Here is a 16,242-nt window from a genome sequence, read left to right as displayed (position 1 = left end):
GATTTGTTTACCTGACCATTAGTAGAAGATTAAGATACAAATGTCACACGGGATATAAAAAATAATTCTTGTCCGCTGATTTTTACCGCAAAGCCAAATCCATCCGCACAATTTCAGTCACTTCGATACTTAAAAAACCGAACTCATCAATTACTTTTCCGTATATTTTGTAAACGCCTTTGTTTGAAAAATTATACTTTGCTGCAACATCAGGAAAATGCACAGTGTCAATAAATTGTCCTTCCTGATCCAGAAAAGTGCCAAACTGCATTCTGTCCCCTTTCGAAGTCCTCGTGTTTTTTACTGCAACCAAATAGCCATACTGAATCACTTCCTGATTGATATACTGATGCAAATCTTTTGACATCACACTTCTCGACATTGGATTTTTTACCAGATCAAACGGGCTGCAAAGCGGAAAACCCAATAATTCAATCTGATCATATGCTTCGTCGGTAGGAGAGGTTTCAAATGCAGGCAGGTCAAAATCTTTAATTTCAATCTGGAACAATTGCTTTTGAGGGACTTTATTTGTCGCCTTGTACATACGAAAATGAGCTTTCCATAGAAGTGTTTTCTTGTCAATTTTTGTAAAACGAAAAGCGTTGATACGGATCAGGATCGTAAGTTGCTCAATTGAAACAGCAACGCGATCAAGAAAATTATTTAACGAAGTAAACGGTCCTTCCGCCTGTCGCGCTTCCAGAATTTTGGCAATCGTTTTCTCTTCAATTTCATTCAGCGACTGCATGCCCAGATAAATATCTTTTCCTTCAATGATTGCCTGGGCATAGCTATGATTTACGCAGGGAGCAAGGACATTTGCACCCATCATGCGCGCCTCGTGGACATATAATTCAGGTGCGTAAAAACCGCCGCCATTATTCAAAACGGAAACCATAAACTCCAGCGGATAGTATGCTTTTAAAAACAAAGTCTGGTAACTTTCCACAGCGTAGGAAGCTGAATGGCCTTTTGCGAACGCATAACCGGCAAAACTTGCAATCTGCCCCCAGATTTCTTCCGTTATTTTTGGGTCATACTTTCTGTCTTTGCAATTTTTGAAAAATTTTGCTTTGACATGTTCGAATTCATCGCGACCACGGAATTTTCCGCTCATGCCTCTTCTTATCACATCGGCTTCGCCCAACGTCAGACCTGCAAAATAATGCGCAACTTTGATCACATCTTCCTGATAAACCATGATCCCGTAGGTTTCAGGCATAAGATCAAGCAAAACAGGATGCGCCTCTTTTGCCCGGTCATTGTCCTGGTGCCGTAAAATGTATTCACGCATCATGCCGCTTTTTGCAACACCAGGACGAATAATCGAACTGGCGGCTACCAATCCAAGATAGTTGTCAACTTCCAGCTTTTTCAATAGCATACGCATCGCCGGGGATTCGACATAAAAACAGCCGATGCATTGCGCCTGCTTGATCAAATTATTTATTTTCGGATCCAGCTTGAATTTTTTGACATCATCAATATCAATTTCAGGCGCTTCCGGACGGTTATATTTTATGATTTCCAGCGTTTCTTTAATTTTTGCCAGGCCGCGTTGACTAAGGATATCGTATTTATTCAGGCCGACATCTTCGGCGATGACCATGTCAAACTGCGTCGTTGGAAAACCTTTCGGAGGAAGATCCGTCGCTGAAAAATAATGGATCGGACGTTCGGAAATTAAAATTCCGCCAGCGTGAATACTGAGGTGATTCGGCTGATTATTTTCCTGAAAATATCCGGCATATTTAATCACAAGTGCCGATAGTTGATCCAGTTTTTTAGGGTCATATTTTCCGTTGCTGAGTGCCTCGATTTCATAATTAGGCAACCCAAATACTTTACCCAACTCCCGCACGGCAGCGCTATGCTGAAAAGTGCTGTAAGTTCCTAAAAGTGCGGCCTGACCTTTGGAGCCAAATTTCTTAAAGATGTAGTCGGTAATATCCTCCCGATCTTTCCATGAAAAATCAATGTCAAAATCAGGAGGATTCTTTCTATGGATGTTGATGAAGCGTTCAAAATAGAGGTCAAGTTCGATCGGATCGACATTGGTGATGCTCAACAGATAGGCTACTATACTATTAGCGCCACTTCCCCGGCCAACATAGTAGTATCCTTTCTGTTTTGCATAACTGACAATGTCGTGATTTACTAAAAAAAACGGGATAAAATTCTGTTTCTGGATCAGTTCCAGCTCCATCGAAATCCTGTCAAAAATTAGATCATTGACTTCCGTTCCATAACGATATCCCAGTGCATTGTAAGTTAGTGAACGTAGTTTTTGATAATCATCTGCTTCACTTTCTCCATAAATTTTCAGGTTCTGATGTTGCCTGTGATCGCCAAACGAGAAATTTATTTGGCACTGTTCCATCAATTTTTCGGTATTGTAGACAATGGAATCAAAGTTTTTGAAATGATATTTAAGTGTTGCTGATGGCAACATCTGCTCCGTTTCTTCTCCTGTCCCGAAAGTTGAGATCTTGCTCAGTAATGTATTTTCATCAATCGATCTGAGAAGCCTGTGTGCGCTGAAATCTTTCTTGTGACGAAAACTCACCGGGTGTAGAATAACGAACTTATCTTCCCGGTTTGCCAAAGGCGAAAACCGGACGCGGTTTAAATCTTTAATTGTTATCCCAATATATTCTTCAGCTGAAAAATCAGTTTTTCCTGTTTTGATTAATTGCTCAAAAGAATAAATGAAAGCAACGTCTTCAAGTTTCGGAGCCTGGTCGGGAAAGTCCAGTTTTTCATGCGAATGTTTTGATAAAAAGGCATTTAAATTTTGAAATCCATTATTGTTTTTTGCCAAACCAATAAATTGCTGCCGCAATCCGTTTCGAAAATCGATACCGACAACCGGATTTACGTCATACTTGGCAGCGGTGCGGATAAAGTTCAGACATCCGGAAGTATTGTTAATATCCGTAAGAGCAATCGTGTTATAATTATTCAGCACACACAGTTTGAGCAATTCTTCTTCCGGAATCATTCCGTAGCGAAGGCTGAAATAAGAGTGGCAGTTGAGTAACATGGTTGTGGGGAAATTAAACTTTATACTTGCTTTTGACGTTACTAACGCCAGTTGAAAATGATAATTAGTTTTTCTTCAAAAGACACTGAGAAAATATGGTTTGGAGAAGGGTAGGCAAGCCTCTCCCGGAAATTCAGTCTGTCGGGAGAAGAAAACTCAGGATGTTGAACAACTCACAGAATTTAAACGACCTCCGTATTCCGCCTTCAAAATCGCCTTGAAAAACTGTCAGGTAATTTGAAGGATTTTTACAGTATCAGAATAAATGATCACAACATCTAAATTCTGGCTTGGTTTGTAGGATAATTTCGATTTGGGAAAAGAGCAGCATTTGATAGTCAACGAACTAAAAAGCATAGAAACTTCGCATATCAATAAGGCTCAGCCGTAATTCTCGCTACGCATTCCTATGCGCCGGAATAATTGGCGGCTCACCATTAAATGGATTTCCCATGCTTGAAATATTGGCAATCCCGAGTGTGGTCCCCCAGCTGATGATCGAATTTCCTCTCTCGTCGGTTCCGTATCTGTTCCTTAAAAAGTCCATGGCCTGGTATAAGTTTAGTTTTTCTTCTGAGTCGTCAAATATGTTGATTTGGTAATTTCCCCCTGCAAGATCGCTGAATGTAACACCTACAAGCCTGACCATCATCCGGCGATTATGCAATTGCTCAAATAGTTTTTCAACTTGCGGTATGAGAAGATGATCTGCCGAAGTATATGGGATTTTCAGTTGCTTGGAAAATGTGTTAAAATCTGAATAGCGAATTTTGACGGATATACAAGATGTTAGCTTTTCTCCATTTCTGAGCTGATAGGCAAGGTTTTCTGCCATAGCCCGTATCATTTCTCGCATCCTCTTTACATCTCCTGTATCCTTTCCGAAAGTCCGTTCATTGGAAATTGACTTGCGCTCATGAAATGGAATAATCGGCGTTTCATCTATTCCATTGGCACGATTCCATAAAACAACACCGTTTTTTCCTAACACCTTTGCCATCATTTCGACGGGCATTTCTTGTATCGTTCTTACATGTTTTATGCCGAGATTATACAAAATCTGGCTTGTTTTTTCGCCAACCATGGGAATCTTTTTAACCAGCATTGGTGCTAAAAAATTTTTCTCCGTTCCAAATTCGATCTTTCGTTCATTATCCGGTTTGGCTGTTCCGGTTGCTACTTTGGACACCAGTTTATTAGCAGAAAGTCCAAAGGAAATCGGCAGTCCCGCTTCTTTTTTGATTCGCTTGCGCAGTTCTTGTGCCATCTTGTAAGATGATCCTTGAAATCTGTCCATACCTGATAAATCAGCATAAAACTCGTCGATACTTGCTTTCTCGAAAACGGGAACAGCCTCCCGAATAATTTCAGTAACCTCTTTTGAATGCTTGGAATAAACACCTCCCTCACCGCGTATGACCGTAGCTTCCGGGCAAAGATTTCTGGCCATTTTCATAGGCATTCCTGAGTGCACACCGAAAGATCTTGTTTCATAGCTGCATGCAGCAACGACACCCCTGTCACCAATTCCTCCTACAAGAATCGGTTTTCCTTCAAGACGGCTGTCAAGCTTGCGTTCAACAGATACAAAGAATGTATCGAGATCCATATGCAGGATAGTTCGCTCCATGGCTACTTGGAATTTTTACTAGTTAATGGATTATTTCCAAAATTATGGATTTAATCCTGAATAAGCAATGGAAATATTCCAAAAAATTTCTATCTTTGATAAGATTTATGGTTAACCACATGTTTATCAGGACATATGCCTATCGAAGAAGAAAGCAGACGTTTTAAACAAATACGCGAAGAATTAAATCTGACGCAAGCCGCTTTCGCAGAGCAGCTTGGGATCAATGTTACGACGGCTGATATTGAGCGCGGGCGTACGCGGATTCCTGGTCAGGTCGTAAAGGAACTTTTAAAACGCCATCATATTAACCCGCTCTGGTTGTTTGGCGAGAGCACGCAAAAGTATCTGCGTATCGGAGAGCCTGTGATGAGCCCGAAAATTGTCACTGTCGATAATAGTGGAAAAGAAAACATACTGTTGGTCAGTGCCAAAGCTGCTGCCGGATATCCGCATAATATTGGCGATGCCAACTGGTTTGAAAGTTTGCCTGCTTTCAGTATCCCTTTGCCTGAATTTCGCAATGCCTCTTTCAGGGGATTTCAGGTCGATGGTGATAGTATGACGCCGGTTTTACAATCGGACGAATGGATTGTTGGGAAAGCAGTGGAAGGGTGGGATACGATCAAGAGCAACCGCATGTATGTGGTGGTGACTTCTGATAGTATTCTGGTTAAAAAAATTCAAAAGAACGATCAAACAACGCTCGTTAATCTGATTTCGTTGAATCAGGAATATAATCCAATTCTTCTTGAGCGAAGTGAGGTTCGGGAGCTTTGGCAGGTTCATAGTAAACTCACTTTTGATATGGAAACCGATTCAGCCACGGTCAGTTTGCAAAATCTGCATCAGGAAATGAAGGAGTTGAAAGAGGAGGTGAGAAAGCTTGTGAAGTAAGGTTTAAGCGTTATCAAAACGGGCCGGTTAGATTTTCTCGCCGGCCCGTTTTGATAAAATGATATCTTGTAATTTTGAAATATCTCAAACTTCTTCAGCCATCAGCTGCTTCTCATACAACTCTTTGTAGGCACCATTTTTACCCATAAGCTCAGTATGTGTACCTTGCTCAACGATCCTGCCTTCATCAAGAACAACGATTTTATCGGCCAGTTTTGCAGACGAAACGCGGTGTGAAATAATCACAGAAGTACGTTCGTCCATAATTCTTTTCAGGTTTGTCAGGATTATATTTTCTGTATTTGTGTCAACCGCCGATAGACAGTCGTCCAGTATCAGAATTTTAGGATCGCGGGCAATAGCACGGGCGATAGAAAGTCTTTGTTTTTGCCCACCGGACAATGTAATTCCACGTTCTCCCAATCGTGTATCGAAACCATCCGGGAAATCCTGAATGTTACGAAGCAGATCAGCATCTTTCACGGCAAGTTCAATTCTTTCCTGAGGCATATCGACACTTCCGAAACGGACATTGTTGGCAATAGAATCAGAAAACAAAAAGACATCCTGTGGAACGTAGCCTAGTTGGCGCCGATATTCATTGACATTATAATCTTTTAGAGGGATTCCGTCGACCAGTATTTCGCCTTCTGTCGGATCGTAAAGGCGGCAAAGTAAATGAGCCAGCGTACTTTTCCCGGAACCTGTTGTTCCTAAAATCGCGATACTTTCACCATGGCTTATTTCCAGATTGAAATTTTCAATTGCCTGAATTCCGGAATCAGGATAAATAAAACCAACGTTTTTAAAGGTAATGATTCCGTCCAACGGCTTCTCAATATTCTTGTCGGAAACCAGCGTGTTTTTCACTTCCAGAAATTCATTAATACGATTTTGAGAAGAAGCCGCACGTTGAATCTGGCTGGTCGTCCACCCCAGCGCCATCACGGGCCAGGTAAGCATATTCACATAAAGAATAAATTCAGTAATATTTCCGGGCGTAAGATTTCCGTTCATAATCTCCTTGCCTCCAACAAAAATGACCAGAATATTACTGATCCCGATCAGCAAAACAATCACAGGATAAAAGAAAGCGTCAACTTTTGCCAGACGCAATGATTTGTGTTTGAAATCTTCTGCTTCGGTTTTAAAATTGGTAAAAGAGTGTTTTTCCTGAACAAACGATTTTATTACGCGAATACCTGAAAATGCTTCCTGAACATATGTGGAAAGTGCTGACAGCTGCTTCTGGATTTCCTGAGAGCGCTTCATCATAATGCTGTTCACGATATAAATACTGACAGAAAGCAATGGCAGCGGCAAAAGAACGTAGAGGGTCAGCTTTGCATTAACCGTTACCATGTAAGAAATGACCAGGATAAAAAGTACGATCAGGTTAATCCCATACATCATGGCAGGGCCGACATACATCCGGACATTACTTACGTCTTCGGAAATTCTTGCCATCAGATCTCCGGTGTTATGTGTCCGGAAAAAGCTCGTTGGTAATGTCTGGTAGTGATTGTACACATCATTCTTTAACTCGTATTCTATATGGCGCGACATGACAATAATCGTTTGCCTGACCAGAAACAGAAATATACCTTTTAAAAGTGCCATCGCCAGAATCAACAGACCATATAGCAAAATGGTAAAGGCAAATGTGTCGTATAGCTCGGATTGTAAAGCTGACCCGGCAAATAAATAATAGACGTCAAGCGTTTCGCCTACCAAATCGAGGGCATAACGAACCAGCTGCGCCGGAATAATTCCAAAAAGATTAGAAATTATGGTAAAAATTGTTCCTAAAATAAGATACCATTTATACTTCAAGAGGTACTTATTGAGGTACTTAAGTGCTTTCACGTGTCGTTCTGGTTGATTTGGTCTTTACGTTAATCTTCAGTGTTTTATTTGGCTGTTGCCTGTTTCACACCAAATCGATTATCCGCAATGAAGAAATTGCTAAAAATTAATAAATCTCGGCCAATGCCATTACTCTGACTTTTCCCGGATTTGTATGTGTTTAAATACCAACAGTCAAATGTTTTAAAACGTTGCAAAAATAAAAAGCCTGGATTTGATTTTTCCATTTCTAAACAAAATAGTCTAATTTTGCGGTCGATTTTAAATATAAACGCGGGGTATTGTCAAATTAAAAACCTTGCTTAACACGCAGATACGTTCTTTGGTTTACTGTACCTTTTATCCAATTAGTATTCCGGCTTATGCTGAATAGAAGATTATTACGAACAAAAGCTGTTCAAGCTCTTTATGCGCGCAAATTAACTGCAGATGCCAACAGATTACTCGCTCTGGATCAGATCGAAGAAGCTTTTGCTCCTGATTTAAATTCGATGGAATTTCAGGATAAGCAAAAATTGACAAACAACAAACATCTGGCAGGCGCAGCGTTAGATGAACTTATCAAAAGCGGCGAACTAAAGGAAAATGAAGAATTCAATTCGGATGTAATAAAAGTTGCCAACAGCGCTTATAAAGCATACAAGAGACAGACTGAGGCGGATGGCGAAAAGATGGTTCGCCGGGTTTTAAATGAAACGGAATCTATCTACGTCGATTTTATCCGGGTATTGTCTATGTTACTCGAACTGGCTTACCAGGCAAAACTGGATCGTGAACGTAAATATGATGATCCGGAAGCGCCATTTTCTAAAAATGGAGGTCTGAATACAAACCGCGTCATCATGGTTCTTCAGGAAGACAAAACGCTGGCGGAAGAAATAATCAGAAATGGCATCAACTGGAGTAATGACATGAACATGATACGTAAAACCTATCGTGAAGCATTACGCAAGGATGCAACCTATGAGGAATACTGCAATAAAACGGAACATACACCGGAAGAAGATCAGCTACTTGTTCAATATATTTTACGTCAGGTAATCCTAAAACATGAAGTACCGCTGGAATTTCTTGAACAACGGGATTTATATTGGGTTGACCATAGCGAGTTGATTCGTGGTTTGGCAATCAAAACCCTTAAATCAGGCGACAGCGCTGAAACTTTCGCTTTATCTCCTTTGACAAAAGACTGGGAAGAAGACCGTTTCTTTGTCGAAGAATTATTCAAACTTGTGATTGAAGAAAGCGATCAGTATGATGCTTATCTTGACGAACAGTTGAAAAACTGGGAGCTCGACCGTATCGCGCTGGTGGATATGATCATTTTAAAAACTGCACTTGCAGAATTGATCCACTTCCCAGGAATTCCGGTGAAAGTGACGATCAACGAATTTATTGAAATTGCAAAAAGGTACAGCACGCCTAAAAGCGGCAAATTTATAAACGGGGTACTTGATGTACTTTCCGTGAAATTGGCTGCGCAGGGCATAATCAGAAAGAGCGGACGCGGATTGATCGATAATAAATAGGCATAGAATTTTTAGGTTGAAGGGTAGAGGGGTAACCCGAAAATTTGTTTATTGTAAAATAATTTAACAGCTAACCACCAACAATTGCGGCTAAACCGCTAAAATTACAAAGCCATGAGTAAATCCAGCCGTAGTTTAATAGCATTTTTGACAGGGATTGTCACAGGAGCAGCCTTAGGTATACTTTACGCTCCGGATAAAGGTAATGTGCTTCGTACTCAGCTTACGTACCGGTTATCCAAATACCGTGAAAAATTGCAAGCTGTGATCGAAGATCTGATCGAAGGAAAAAACCAGCCAGACAGCTATGCAAGGGCTGAAGGCGAACGCGTGGTAAATGATGCGCGCGAAAAAGCAGAAAAACTTCTTGAAGATGTTGATCGCCTGATGGCGCAGATAAAAGGTCAGACAAACTGATTCTAATATAACGTATGAAAAAACTTGCTGCATTCGCATTTCTTTCGGGAATTGCATTGATGCTTTTAAATTGTTCAGGGTCTGAAAAGAAAAGTGAATCAAAAACGGGAGATATGAAACTTCCCGTTTTTGCTTTGACAGACAGTTCTTCTTATGATTTTGGTACGATTCAGGAGGGAGAAGTTGTGGAGCACACATTTAATTTCAAAAATGATGGTCCATACCCGCTGATTTTGAATAACATAACTTCATCGTGTGGATGTACAACGCCGGAATGGCCCCGTGAACCGATCGCTCCGAATGCTGCTTCGAGCATTAAAGTTCGATTCAACAGTAAAGGAAAATCTGGCCCGCAGGTTAAAACGGTGACAGTTTATGCCAACACGGATCCGGCTTATTCGGAATTGCGTTTGAAAGGAATTGTTAATTCAGCGCCCAAACCAGAGGCGGCGAAATAAGTATTTACTTATTTTTCGACTATACCAGATCTCAATTAATTATCTAATAACCCTAATTTAATAATGACACTTTCAATTTTGTTACAAGCAGCAGGCGGCTCACAGGCCATGATTTATCAGGTCGTAATGTGGGTAGGGATTATCGGAGTATTTTATTTCTTCATGATCCGTCCTCAGCAAAAGAAACAGAAGGAGCAGAAAGAGCTTCTTAACAGCATAAAAAAAGGTGACCAAGTGGTAACGATCGGCGGAATTCACGCAAGAGTTTATAATGTTGAGGAAACTTTGGTAACCCTTGAACTTGACAAAGGAGTAAAATTAACTGTTGACAAAGCGGCAATTGCGCGTACTGTTGCAGAATAATAAATAACAGAAGATCGTTATCTATTCGGGATAATAGTTTAGAGTGGTGTCAGGGATGGCCTTTATAGATAATATTAAGGTTTTAACATCAAACCTGACACCGCTTTTTTTGTATTACGTATCAACGGTATATTGAAAAATATACAATTTTAATTACAAGCTGTGAGTAACATTCCATCAGGTCGGAATAAAATAAAAACATTTATCGGGTGTCTTCTGGCAGCTACATTTTTCTGGTTGATGAATGTGCTGAATAAGGAGGATTACTCTATCCGGCTAAGTTATCCATTAACTGTTGAATATGACGCAGCCGCGTTTGTTCCTTTGCAGCCTTTGCCAAAGCGTATTTCCGTAAATGTAACAGGTGATGGCTGGAATCTACTGAGAAAATCCTGGCTTAACTTCAATGCGCTTCCGGTGGTCTACAAAGTTTTGAATCCTACCAAAGCAAGTTTTATAAATTCAACCTCATTGACGGACCAGATCACTGAGCTTTTTCCTGATGTAAAAGTAAACTACGTTGTTTCCGATACTTTTGAATTAAGCTTTGAAAGAAAGATCAGGAAAATCATTCCAATCAGGATTGACAGCTCAGCAATTGACATCCGTGAAGGTTATGTCATTTCGAGTATTATTAATATCTCACCCTCACTGATCTCAATTGACGGCCCGATCTCTCTTGTAAGAGATTATCCGGATACTATCAAAATAGTTATCCCCACAAAAAAAATACAAAACAATTTCGACGAAAGTTTGCCTATTCCGTTGCCCAACACGCCACTGGTTGAGGTTAGCCACCGGGATGTGTACATAAGTTTCGAAGTAGCACAATTGCTTGGGGAAGTCAAACAATAAAAGTTGATCACCTGATTGTTAATAATTTATAATGAAAATTGGTGTGACAGGTGGTATTGGTTCGGGTAAAAGTATCGTTTGCAAGGTGTTTGCTTGTCTGAATATTCCTGTTTATGATGCGGACACGCGGGCGAAATGGCTGACAAATCATGATCCTGAAATACGTCGGGCTATCCAGGAATTACTGGGACCTGATTCTTATACTGAAAGCGGAGTATATAACCGTTCTTATGTTTCTTCCTTGGTTTTCAAAAATCCTGATCTGCTAAAAAAACTTAACGAAATTATTCATCCTGCTGTTGGTAAAGATACAGATGATTGGATGGGAAAACATTCAGACGCGCCCTATGTCATAAAAGAGGCGGCGATTATGAATAAGGCAGGAGCTAACAATAATCTGGATTTCGTCATTGTCGTAAAAGCGCCCGTGGATCTGCGTTTGAAACGCATCAAAGTCCGCGACGAAACCCGGTCTGAGGATGAGATTCGAGCTATTATCGAACGACAGGTTTCAGATGAAGAACGTGATTCAATTGCTGATTTTACGATTGATAACGATGAGAATGCTGCGCTGATCCCCCAGGTTTTGAAATTGCACCAGTTGTTTTTGGAAAAAAGTACAGAATAGTTTAAAAGTCAACATCCAGGCCGAGCGCTTGCTTGAGCTGCAATAAATAAGGGTTTTTTTCTGCCAGATAATTGAATTTTTCCGCAGGGGTATAGGGCAGGCGCTGAACCTCGTGAGGCGCGACACGCGGATTGATTTCCAGTCTGGGTGCATTAAACCGGCTCTTCAAAAAGCCCAGTAATTCATAACGCATTCCCTGAATTGCGTCCATTTGCGGGTCATTATCCAGGGCAATCTGAATTGTAAAATCGACAAGTTCGATTGCTCGGTTTAAAGCAATTCCTTCAGTTGTTGAATCTTTTGTTTTTCTCCTGTTTTCGGCGAATTCATGCCAAACCTGTTGCAAATTTTCTAAAGTAAGTTCAAGCGTGGCGACAGGTGCTGTGGGAGCTACCTGTACTTCATTTTTTACAGCTGCCTGTTCTGTTCCCTTTGCATTTTGTTGCGCAATAGATGGCGGAACAAGTTGCGTTGTACTTCTTAATTTAGAAGCAGGCCTTGCCGCTACCGGAGCGATCTGTTGTACTCCAATCGGAACATTTTGCGGTGTGGATTCCTTTGACGGAGTTTCCAGAACCGGCGCTTTTTGTTCAGTTAAGACAGGCTGTTGTTGAGGCTCAACTTTTTTTTTTGCCGTTTCATCAACGGCTGCAAGAGAATTAAGTTGAAGAATATTGGGCAGATTTGCAAGTTTCATGAGACATAACTCCACATGCAATCGCTGATTTTTTGCAGCTTTATAATTGATATCGCACTGACTGGCAACACTTAATGCGGAAAGCAAAAAGCTCATATCCGCGTCCCGGGACTGATCAATATATTTCCGCTCGGCAGATTCTGAAACCTGCAAAAGAGAAACTGTCGCGGGATCTTTACAAACCAGAAGATTTCGGAAATGTTCAAGCAAGCCGACAATAAATAAATGCCCGTCGAAACCTTTTCTTAATATTTCATCAAACAAGACCAACGACCGCGCAACACTGGCAGCGGTCAAAGCATCCGTGATTTTAAAGTAATAATCGTAATCCAGAATATGCAGGTTTTCCAGAACGGCTGCATAAGTCAGATGATTATCTGTTGAAAAAGTAACATTCAGATCGAACATCGAAAGCGCATCCCGCAAACCTCCATCAGCTTTCTGGCCGATCAGTTCGAGTGCTTCTTTTTCTGTTTCAATACCTTCTTTTTTTGCAATATCAGCAAGGTGATAAGCAATGTCTTTTGGCTGGATACGGTTGAAATCAAAAATCTGGCAACGGGATAAAATCGTCGGCAGGATCTTATGTTTTTCAGTTGTCGCCAAAATGAAAATCGCATATCCAGGCGGTTCTTCCAATGTTTTCAAGAAAGCATTAAAAGCAGCCTGTGAAAGCATGTGAACCTCATCAATAATATAAATTTTGTATTTTCCAGTCTGCGGCGGATAGCGAACCTGATCGATCAGGTTACGAATATCTTCAACAGAGTTATTGGAAGCAGCATCCAGTTCGTGGATGTTGAAAGACGCGTTATTCTGAAAACTGATACAGGATTCACATTCGCCGCACGCTTCTACGTCGTCTCCAAGATTCTGACAGTTAATTGTTTTTGCAAGAATACGGGCACAAGTCGTTTTCCCGACACCACGCGGACCGCAAAACAGGAAAGCCTGCGCGAGGTGATTGGTACGAATTGCATTTTTAAGCGTAGTCGTGATATGTGATTGGCCAACTACCGAGTCGAAAGTGACTGGTCGATACTTTCTGGCCGAAACAACGAAATGATCCATGGGTGCAAGTTAGCTCCGTACGACGGAATTTCAAATTACTTTTTCTCGACCAACGGATAAACCCGGACATAATCGACCTCCATTTTTTGAGGGAAAATGCTGTCGTCCACACCTTTCTGTCCTCCCCAGTCCCCGCCAACAGCCATATTTAAAATGATATGAAAAGTTCTATCAAAAGGCCATTGCTCCCAGGCGTAGCCCGATTCTTTGTTAAACCTAAAATATTCATTTCCGTCAATGCCGATCGAGATATAAGCTGGCGTCCACGCGCAGGTATATACATGAAACTGCTCGGAGGCCTTAGTAAGCAGGGTGTCCCCGCCTTTGTTTGTTTTCAAAACGTGGTTAAATGCTTTGGTGTGTATGTTGCCGTGGATATGATTCTGGTCAAAACCGACGTGTTCCATAATATCAATTTCACCATTATCCGGCCAGCCTTTATTGCCATAATTTTGTTGGGAAAAAAGCATCCAGATTGCAGGCCAGGTTCCACGGCCCTTCGGAAGTTTGGCACGGATCTCAAATTTTCCATAAAGAAAATCGCCTTTTCCTTTTGTTACCAATCTGGCTGAACTGTAATTCTGCTTACCTGAATTTTCTTTTCTGGCTTCAATAATCAGATTGCCATTTTCAACGCGGGCATTTTCTGATTTGTCAGTGTAGTTTTCCAGTTCATGATTCCCCCATCCATCGCCGCCCAAATCGCAACTCCATTTTTTGACATCAGGTTTTCCGGAATAATTAAATTCATCCTGCCAGATTGGTGTTGAGTCAAACTCGTATTTAACCTGCGAAGATTGTGTGGGCGGAGTTTGGGATTGAGAGCAATTGGCGAAACCAATTAGGCAGATAGAAAGGAGAAATAATTTTCCAGAAAAAGATTTTTGCATAATTAGACTTTGCTTTGAGTGCGTCTGTTTGTTAGTCCGGGTAAATCCATCTTTTTTAAAACAGCAATGACTTCGTCCAGTTTCTTTTGAACAATTCGTTCTCCGGTAAGTTTCTTTACAGACTCGCTTTTCTTAGTTTTCATATCATTCCTGATTAGCATTTGGCCTTTTTGGTAATTTTGAAAGATCTATTCCTTTTAGTAATTCATTCATTTCCTTTAATTTCTTATTAACGATTTGCTCGCCGGATAATTTGACCGGAATATTTCTTTTAATTTTTGCCATGCTTACTTAAAAGATGTTAAGATAAAATTAAATATTGAAATGATATTCAGATAAATAGCTCCTGTGGAGCTTCCTGTTCATAGCAAGGTAATTTAGGATTTATTTTTCTGGCTCCATCGGAGCCGCCTAAAATTTCCATGAAACTCCTAAGGAGTCAGGGAAGTGGCTGGAAATTAATATTTTTCTATAAACAGGATGCTCCGAAGGAGCGCGTTGAGGTTGTAAAACAAAATCTTCGTAAGCAAACTTACCTATTCATTCAATTGCTATAAATTCAGCAATGTATTCGTAGCTGATAGTGGCATTCTCTTCCGCAAAGCCAACATTCAGATATTCTCGCATTCACCAATTGAATCATTATTTTTCAATCGTGTGTATATTTTCCAAATTTAACGTTTATATATCAATTATTTAAATCCTCTTCCTCAGGTTGTTTGTGCCGGACTGATCAAATATTATTAATTTTGCTCGCCCCATAATACTGACTAAATGAAGCAATTAAAACTTACCACAGAACTCAACGTTACACCTTCAGAATGGAAAATAAATCATCAATCCAAGATAATAACCATTGGCTCCTGTTTTGCTGATGTATTAGGAAATCAGCTTTCTGATTATAAATTTCAGGTTTTGAATAATCCTTTCGGAACCGTTTTTAATCCATTGGCTGTCGCCAAATTGCTCGATTTATCGTTAGACGTAAAACCACCTCATCCGGCGCTGTATCACCAGAATACTGATAAGATCTGGCTTCATCATGATTTTCACTCTTCGTTATGGTCCCACAACCGGGTTGATCTTGAAGAGAAGCTTAAAGAGAAACAGCATCAGGTAAATTACTTTTTGAGAAATGCAGATGTACTTGTTATTACCCTCGGAACTGCGTTTGCTTATCGTCACCGCGCGACAAATGTATTGGTTGGGAATTGTCATAAGGTGCCTGCCGATCAGTTCGTTAAAGAATTATTGCATCTCGACCAGATCAATATTGGCCTGGAACATCTGCTGTTTAAGCTACAATCGATTAAAAGAGATTTAAGGATTATACTGACTGTAAGTCCTGTTAGACATACAAAGGATACATTAATACTAAATCAGGTAAGTAAATCAACCTTGCGTTTGGTTTGCCATCGCCTGTCGGAGAAATTTCGTCAGGTTGAATATTTTCCCTCTTACGAAATTATGGTCGATGAGCTGCGGGATTATCGGTACTACAAACCTGATCTTATTCACCCAAACAGTGTGGCAGAAGATTATATCTTTCGTACTTTTGCAGACGCGTTTATAGACAAGCCAGCATTGGACTTCATGAGGGAGTGGGATGGTGTTCAAAAAATGTTGAACCACAATCCACAGCATGGTCTTACTGCCAGCCAGCTTGCGTTGCTGCACACACTTCGAAAGAGGCTGGGCGAGTTAGCAGGCAATGTAGATTTATCCGGGGAATTAATAGAAATAAACCGAAGAATTGATGAATTTCCTGCCCGTTGACAAACTCATTAGCGAGAAATCGTGTTCAATTATATCAGGCGAAATAAATTAGAAATAGACGATTTCAGCTCAATCTGAAATCACATCCGGTACGGCTCGGAAATTTCCGAACGAAATAA

17 protein-coding genes and 1 pseudogene are annotated in these 16,242 nt (G+C 40.6%); 10 read left to right on the top strand and 8 right to left on the bottom strand.

From position 1 onward, the window contains the following. Nucleotides 1-82: 82 nt before the first annotated feature. A complete protein-coding gene (locus tag BMY70_RS11060) occupies nucleotides 83-3,046 on the bottom strand; it encodes a DNA polymerase III subunit alpha (protein WP_090335231.1) in 2,964 nt (987 codons plus the stop codon). Nucleotides 3,047-3,103: 57 nt separating this feature from the next. Between BMY70_RS11060 and BMY70_RS31280 the strand changes: the two are divergent. Then, a pseudogene (locus BMY70_RS31280) lies at nucleotides 3,104-3,328 on the top strand (type II toxin-antitoxin system RelE/ParE family toxin). Nucleotides 3,329-3,443: 115 nt separating this feature from the next. Here BMY70_RS31280 and dinB read toward each other — a convergent pair. Continuing rightward, entirely contained in the window at nucleotides 3,444-4,676 is a 1,233-nt protein-coding gene (gene dinB / locus BMY70_RS11050; RefSeq protein WP_090335230.1) for a DNA polymerase IV, read from the bottom strand. 135 nt (nucleotides 4,677-4,811) lie between these two features. Here dinB and BMY70_RS11045 point away from each other — a divergent pair, with 135 nt between their 5' ends. Then, nucleotides 4,812-5,573 (top strand): LexA family transcriptional regulator, encoded by a 762-nt coding sequence (locus tag BMY70_RS11045; protein ID WP_090335229.1) that lies wholly within the window; start codon nucleotides 4,812-4,814, stop codon nucleotides 5,571-5,573. A gap of 84 nt (nucleotides 5,574-5,657) precedes the next feature. On the opposite strand, the gene BMY70_RS11040 is transcribed toward BMY70_RS11045, so the two are convergent. Next, nucleotides 5,658-7,439: an ABC transporter ATP-binding protein gene (locus BMY70_RS11040; RefSeq protein WP_090335228.1), complete on the bottom strand. Its 1,782-nt coding sequence runs from the start codon at nucleotides 7,437-7,439 to the stop codon at nucleotides 5,658-5,660. Between the two features lie 44 nt (nucleotides 7,440-7,483). Next, nucleotides 7,484-7,666, bottom strand: coding sequence for a hypothetical protein (locus tag BMY70_RS11035; RefSeq protein WP_090335227.1), 183 nt, complete (start codon nucleotides 7,664-7,666; stop codon nucleotides 7,484-7,486). A gap of 135 nt (nucleotides 7,667-7,801) precedes the next feature. Here BMY70_RS11035 and nusB point away from each other — a divergent pair, with 135 nt between their 5' ends. From nusB to coaE, 6 genes are all read left to right on the top strand, one after another. Beyond that, nucleotides 7,802-8,968, top strand: coding sequence for a transcription antitermination factor NusB (gene nusB / locus BMY70_RS11030; RefSeq protein ID WP_090335226.1), 1,167 nt, complete (start codon nucleotides 7,802-7,804; stop codon nucleotides 8,966-8,968). 114 nt (nucleotides 8,969-9,082) lie between these two features. After that, the gene (locus BMY70_RS11025; protein WP_090335225.1) at nucleotides 9,083-9,385 is read left to right on the top strand and encodes a YtxH domain-containing protein; all 303 of its coding nucleotides are present in this window, start codon (nucleotides 9,083-9,085) and stop codon (nucleotides 9,383-9,385) included. A 14-nt stretch (nucleotides 9,386-9,399) separates the two neighbouring features. Continuing rightward, nucleotides 9,400-9,843: a DUF1573 domain-containing protein gene (locus BMY70_RS11020; protein ID WP_090335224.1), complete on the top strand. Its 444-nt coding sequence runs from the start codon at nucleotides 9,400-9,402 to the stop codon at nucleotides 9,841-9,843. 63 nt (nucleotides 9,844-9,906) lie between these two features. Further along, complete coding sequence (gene yajC, locus BMY70_RS11015; protein WP_090335223.1) at nucleotides 9,907-10,206, top strand: preprotein translocase subunit YajC; 300 nt, start codon at nucleotides 9,907-9,909, stop codon at nucleotides 10,204-10,206. A 162-nt stretch (nucleotides 10,207-10,368) separates the two neighbouring features. Continuing rightward, nucleotides 10,369-11,061 carry a hypothetical protein gene (locus BMY70_RS11010; protein WP_229209566.1) on the top strand — a complete coding sequence of 231 codons (693 nt, stop codon included), beginning with the start codon at nucleotides 10,369-10,371 and terminating at the stop codon, nucleotides 11,059-11,061. Between the two features lie 31 nt (nucleotides 11,062-11,092). Then, nucleotides 11,093-11,689, top strand: coding sequence for a dephospho-CoA kinase (coaE, locus tag BMY70_RS11005; protein WP_090335222.1), 597 nt, complete (start codon nucleotides 11,093-11,095; stop codon nucleotides 11,687-11,689). A 1-nt stretch (nucleotide 11,690) separates the two neighbouring features. Here the strand turns inward: coaE and BMY70_RS11000 are convergent, their stop codons facing one another. The 4 genes from BMY70_RS11000 to BMY70_RS30865 are packed head-to-tail and all read right to left on the bottom strand — an operon-like array spanning nucleotide 11,691 to nucleotide 14,632. Continuing rightward, nucleotides 11,691-13,457: a DNA polymerase III subunit gamma/tau gene (locus BMY70_RS11000; RefSeq protein WP_090335221.1), complete on the bottom strand. Its 1,767-nt coding sequence runs from the start codon at nucleotides 13,455-13,457 to the stop codon at nucleotides 11,691-11,693. A 35-nt stretch (nucleotides 13,458-13,492) separates the two neighbouring features. Further along, entirely contained in the window at nucleotides 13,493-14,347 is an 855-nt protein-coding gene (locus BMY70_RS10995; protein ID WP_090335220.1) for a glycoside hydrolase family 16 protein, read from the bottom strand. Nucleotides 14,348-14,349: 2 nt separating this feature from the next. Continuing rightward, complete coding sequence (locus BMY70_RS30870) at nucleotides 14,350-14,490, bottom strand: hypothetical protein (protein WP_177197002.1); 141 nt, start codon at nucleotides 14,488-14,490, stop codon at nucleotides 14,350-14,352. Nucleotide 14,491: 1 nt separating this feature from the next. Next, nucleotides 14,492-14,632 carry a hypothetical protein gene (locus BMY70_RS30865; protein ID WP_177197001.1) on the bottom strand — a complete coding sequence of 47 codons (141 nt, stop codon included), beginning with the start codon at nucleotides 14,630-14,632 and terminating at the stop codon, nucleotides 14,492-14,494. 137 nt (nucleotides 14,633-14,769) lie between these two features. Here BMY70_RS30865 and BMY70_RS31465 point away from each other — a divergent pair, with 137 nt between their 5' ends. Further along, the gene (locus BMY70_RS31465) at nucleotides 14,770-14,904 is read left to right on the top strand and encodes a hypothetical protein (protein ID WP_262485742.1); all 135 of its coding nucleotides are present in this window, start codon (nucleotides 14,770-14,772) and stop codon (nucleotides 14,902-14,904) included. Between the two features lie 217 nt (nucleotides 14,905-15,121). Beyond that, on the top strand, nucleotides 15,122-16,123 hold the full coding sequence (locus BMY70_RS10990) for a GSCFA domain-containing protein (protein ID WP_090335219.1): 1,002 nt from the start codon (nucleotides 15,122-15,124) through the stop codon (nucleotides 16,121-16,123). Nucleotides 16,124-16,242: the final 119 nt, after the last annotated feature.

This window comes from Dyadobacter koreensis, from assembly GCF_900108855.1.
GTDB lineage: Bacteria > Bacteroidota > Bacteroidia > Cytophagales > Spirosomataceae > Dyadobacter > Dyadobacter koreensis.
This window is presented reverse-complemented; position numbering and strand designations above follow the sequence as displayed.

What these genes read in the sequence shown, in the direction of transcription:
- coaE (WP_090335222.1), top strand. Translation starts at nt 11,093, where the DNA reads ATGAAAATTGGTGTGACAGGTGGTATTGGTTCGGGTAAAAGTATCGTT.
- BMY70_RS30865 (WP_177197001.1), bottom strand. Translation starts at nt 14,632, where the DNA reads ATGGCAAAAATTAAAAGAAATATTCCGGTCAAATTATCCGGCGAGCAA.
- BMY70_RS11060 (WP_090335231.1), bottom strand. Translation starts at nt 3,046, where the DNA reads ATGTTACTCAACTGCCACTCTTATTTCAGCCTTCGCTACGGAATGATT.
- BMY70_RS10995 (WP_090335220.1), bottom strand. Translation starts at nt 14,347, where the DNA reads ATGCAAAAATCTTTTTCTGGAAAATTATTTCTCCTTTCTATCTGCCTA.
- BMY70_RS11000 (WP_090335221.1), bottom strand. Translation starts at nt 13,457, where the DNA reads ATGGATCATTTCGTTGTTTCGGCCAGAAAGTATCGACCAGTCACTTTC.
- BMY70_RS11035 (WP_090335227.1), bottom strand. Translation starts at nt 7,666, where the DNA reads ATGGAAAAATCAAATCCAGGCTTTTTATTTTTGCAACGTTTTAAAACA.
- BMY70_RS10990 (WP_090335219.1), top strand. Translation starts at nt 15,122, where the DNA reads ATGAAGCAATTAAAACTTACCACAGAACTCAACGTTACACCTTCAGAA.
- BMY70_RS31465 (WP_262485742.1), top strand. Translation starts at nt 14,770, where the DNA reads ATGAAACTCCTAAGGAGTCAGGGAAGTGGCTGGAAATTAATATTTTTC.
- BMY70_RS11045 (WP_090335229.1), top strand. Translation starts at nt 4,812, where the DNA reads ATGCCTATCGAAGAAGAAAGCAGACGTTTTAAACAAATACGCGAAGAA.
- BMY70_RS30870 (WP_177197002.1), bottom strand. Translation starts at nt 14,490, where the DNA reads ATGAAAACTAAGAAAAGCGAGTCTGTAAAGAAACTTACCGGAGAACGA.
- dinB (WP_090335230.1), bottom strand. Translation starts at nt 4,676, where the DNA reads ATGGAGCGAACTATCCTGCATATGGATCTCGATACATTCTTTGTATCT.
- BMY70_RS11025 (WP_090335225.1), top strand. Translation starts at nt 9,083, where the DNA reads ATGAGTAAATCCAGCCGTAGTTTAATAGCATTTTTGACAGGGATTGTC.
- nusB (WP_090335226.1), top strand. Translation starts at nt 7,802, where the DNA reads ATGCTGAATAGAAGATTATTACGAACAAAAGCTGTTCAAGCTCTTTAT.
- yajC (WP_090335223.1), top strand. Translation starts at nt 9,907, where the DNA reads ATGACACTTTCAATTTTGTTACAAGCAGCAGGCGGCTCACAGGCCATG.
- BMY70_RS11020 (WP_090335224.1), top strand. Translation starts at nt 9,400, where the DNA reads ATGAAAAAACTTGCTGCATTCGCATTTCTTTCGGGAATTGCATTGATG.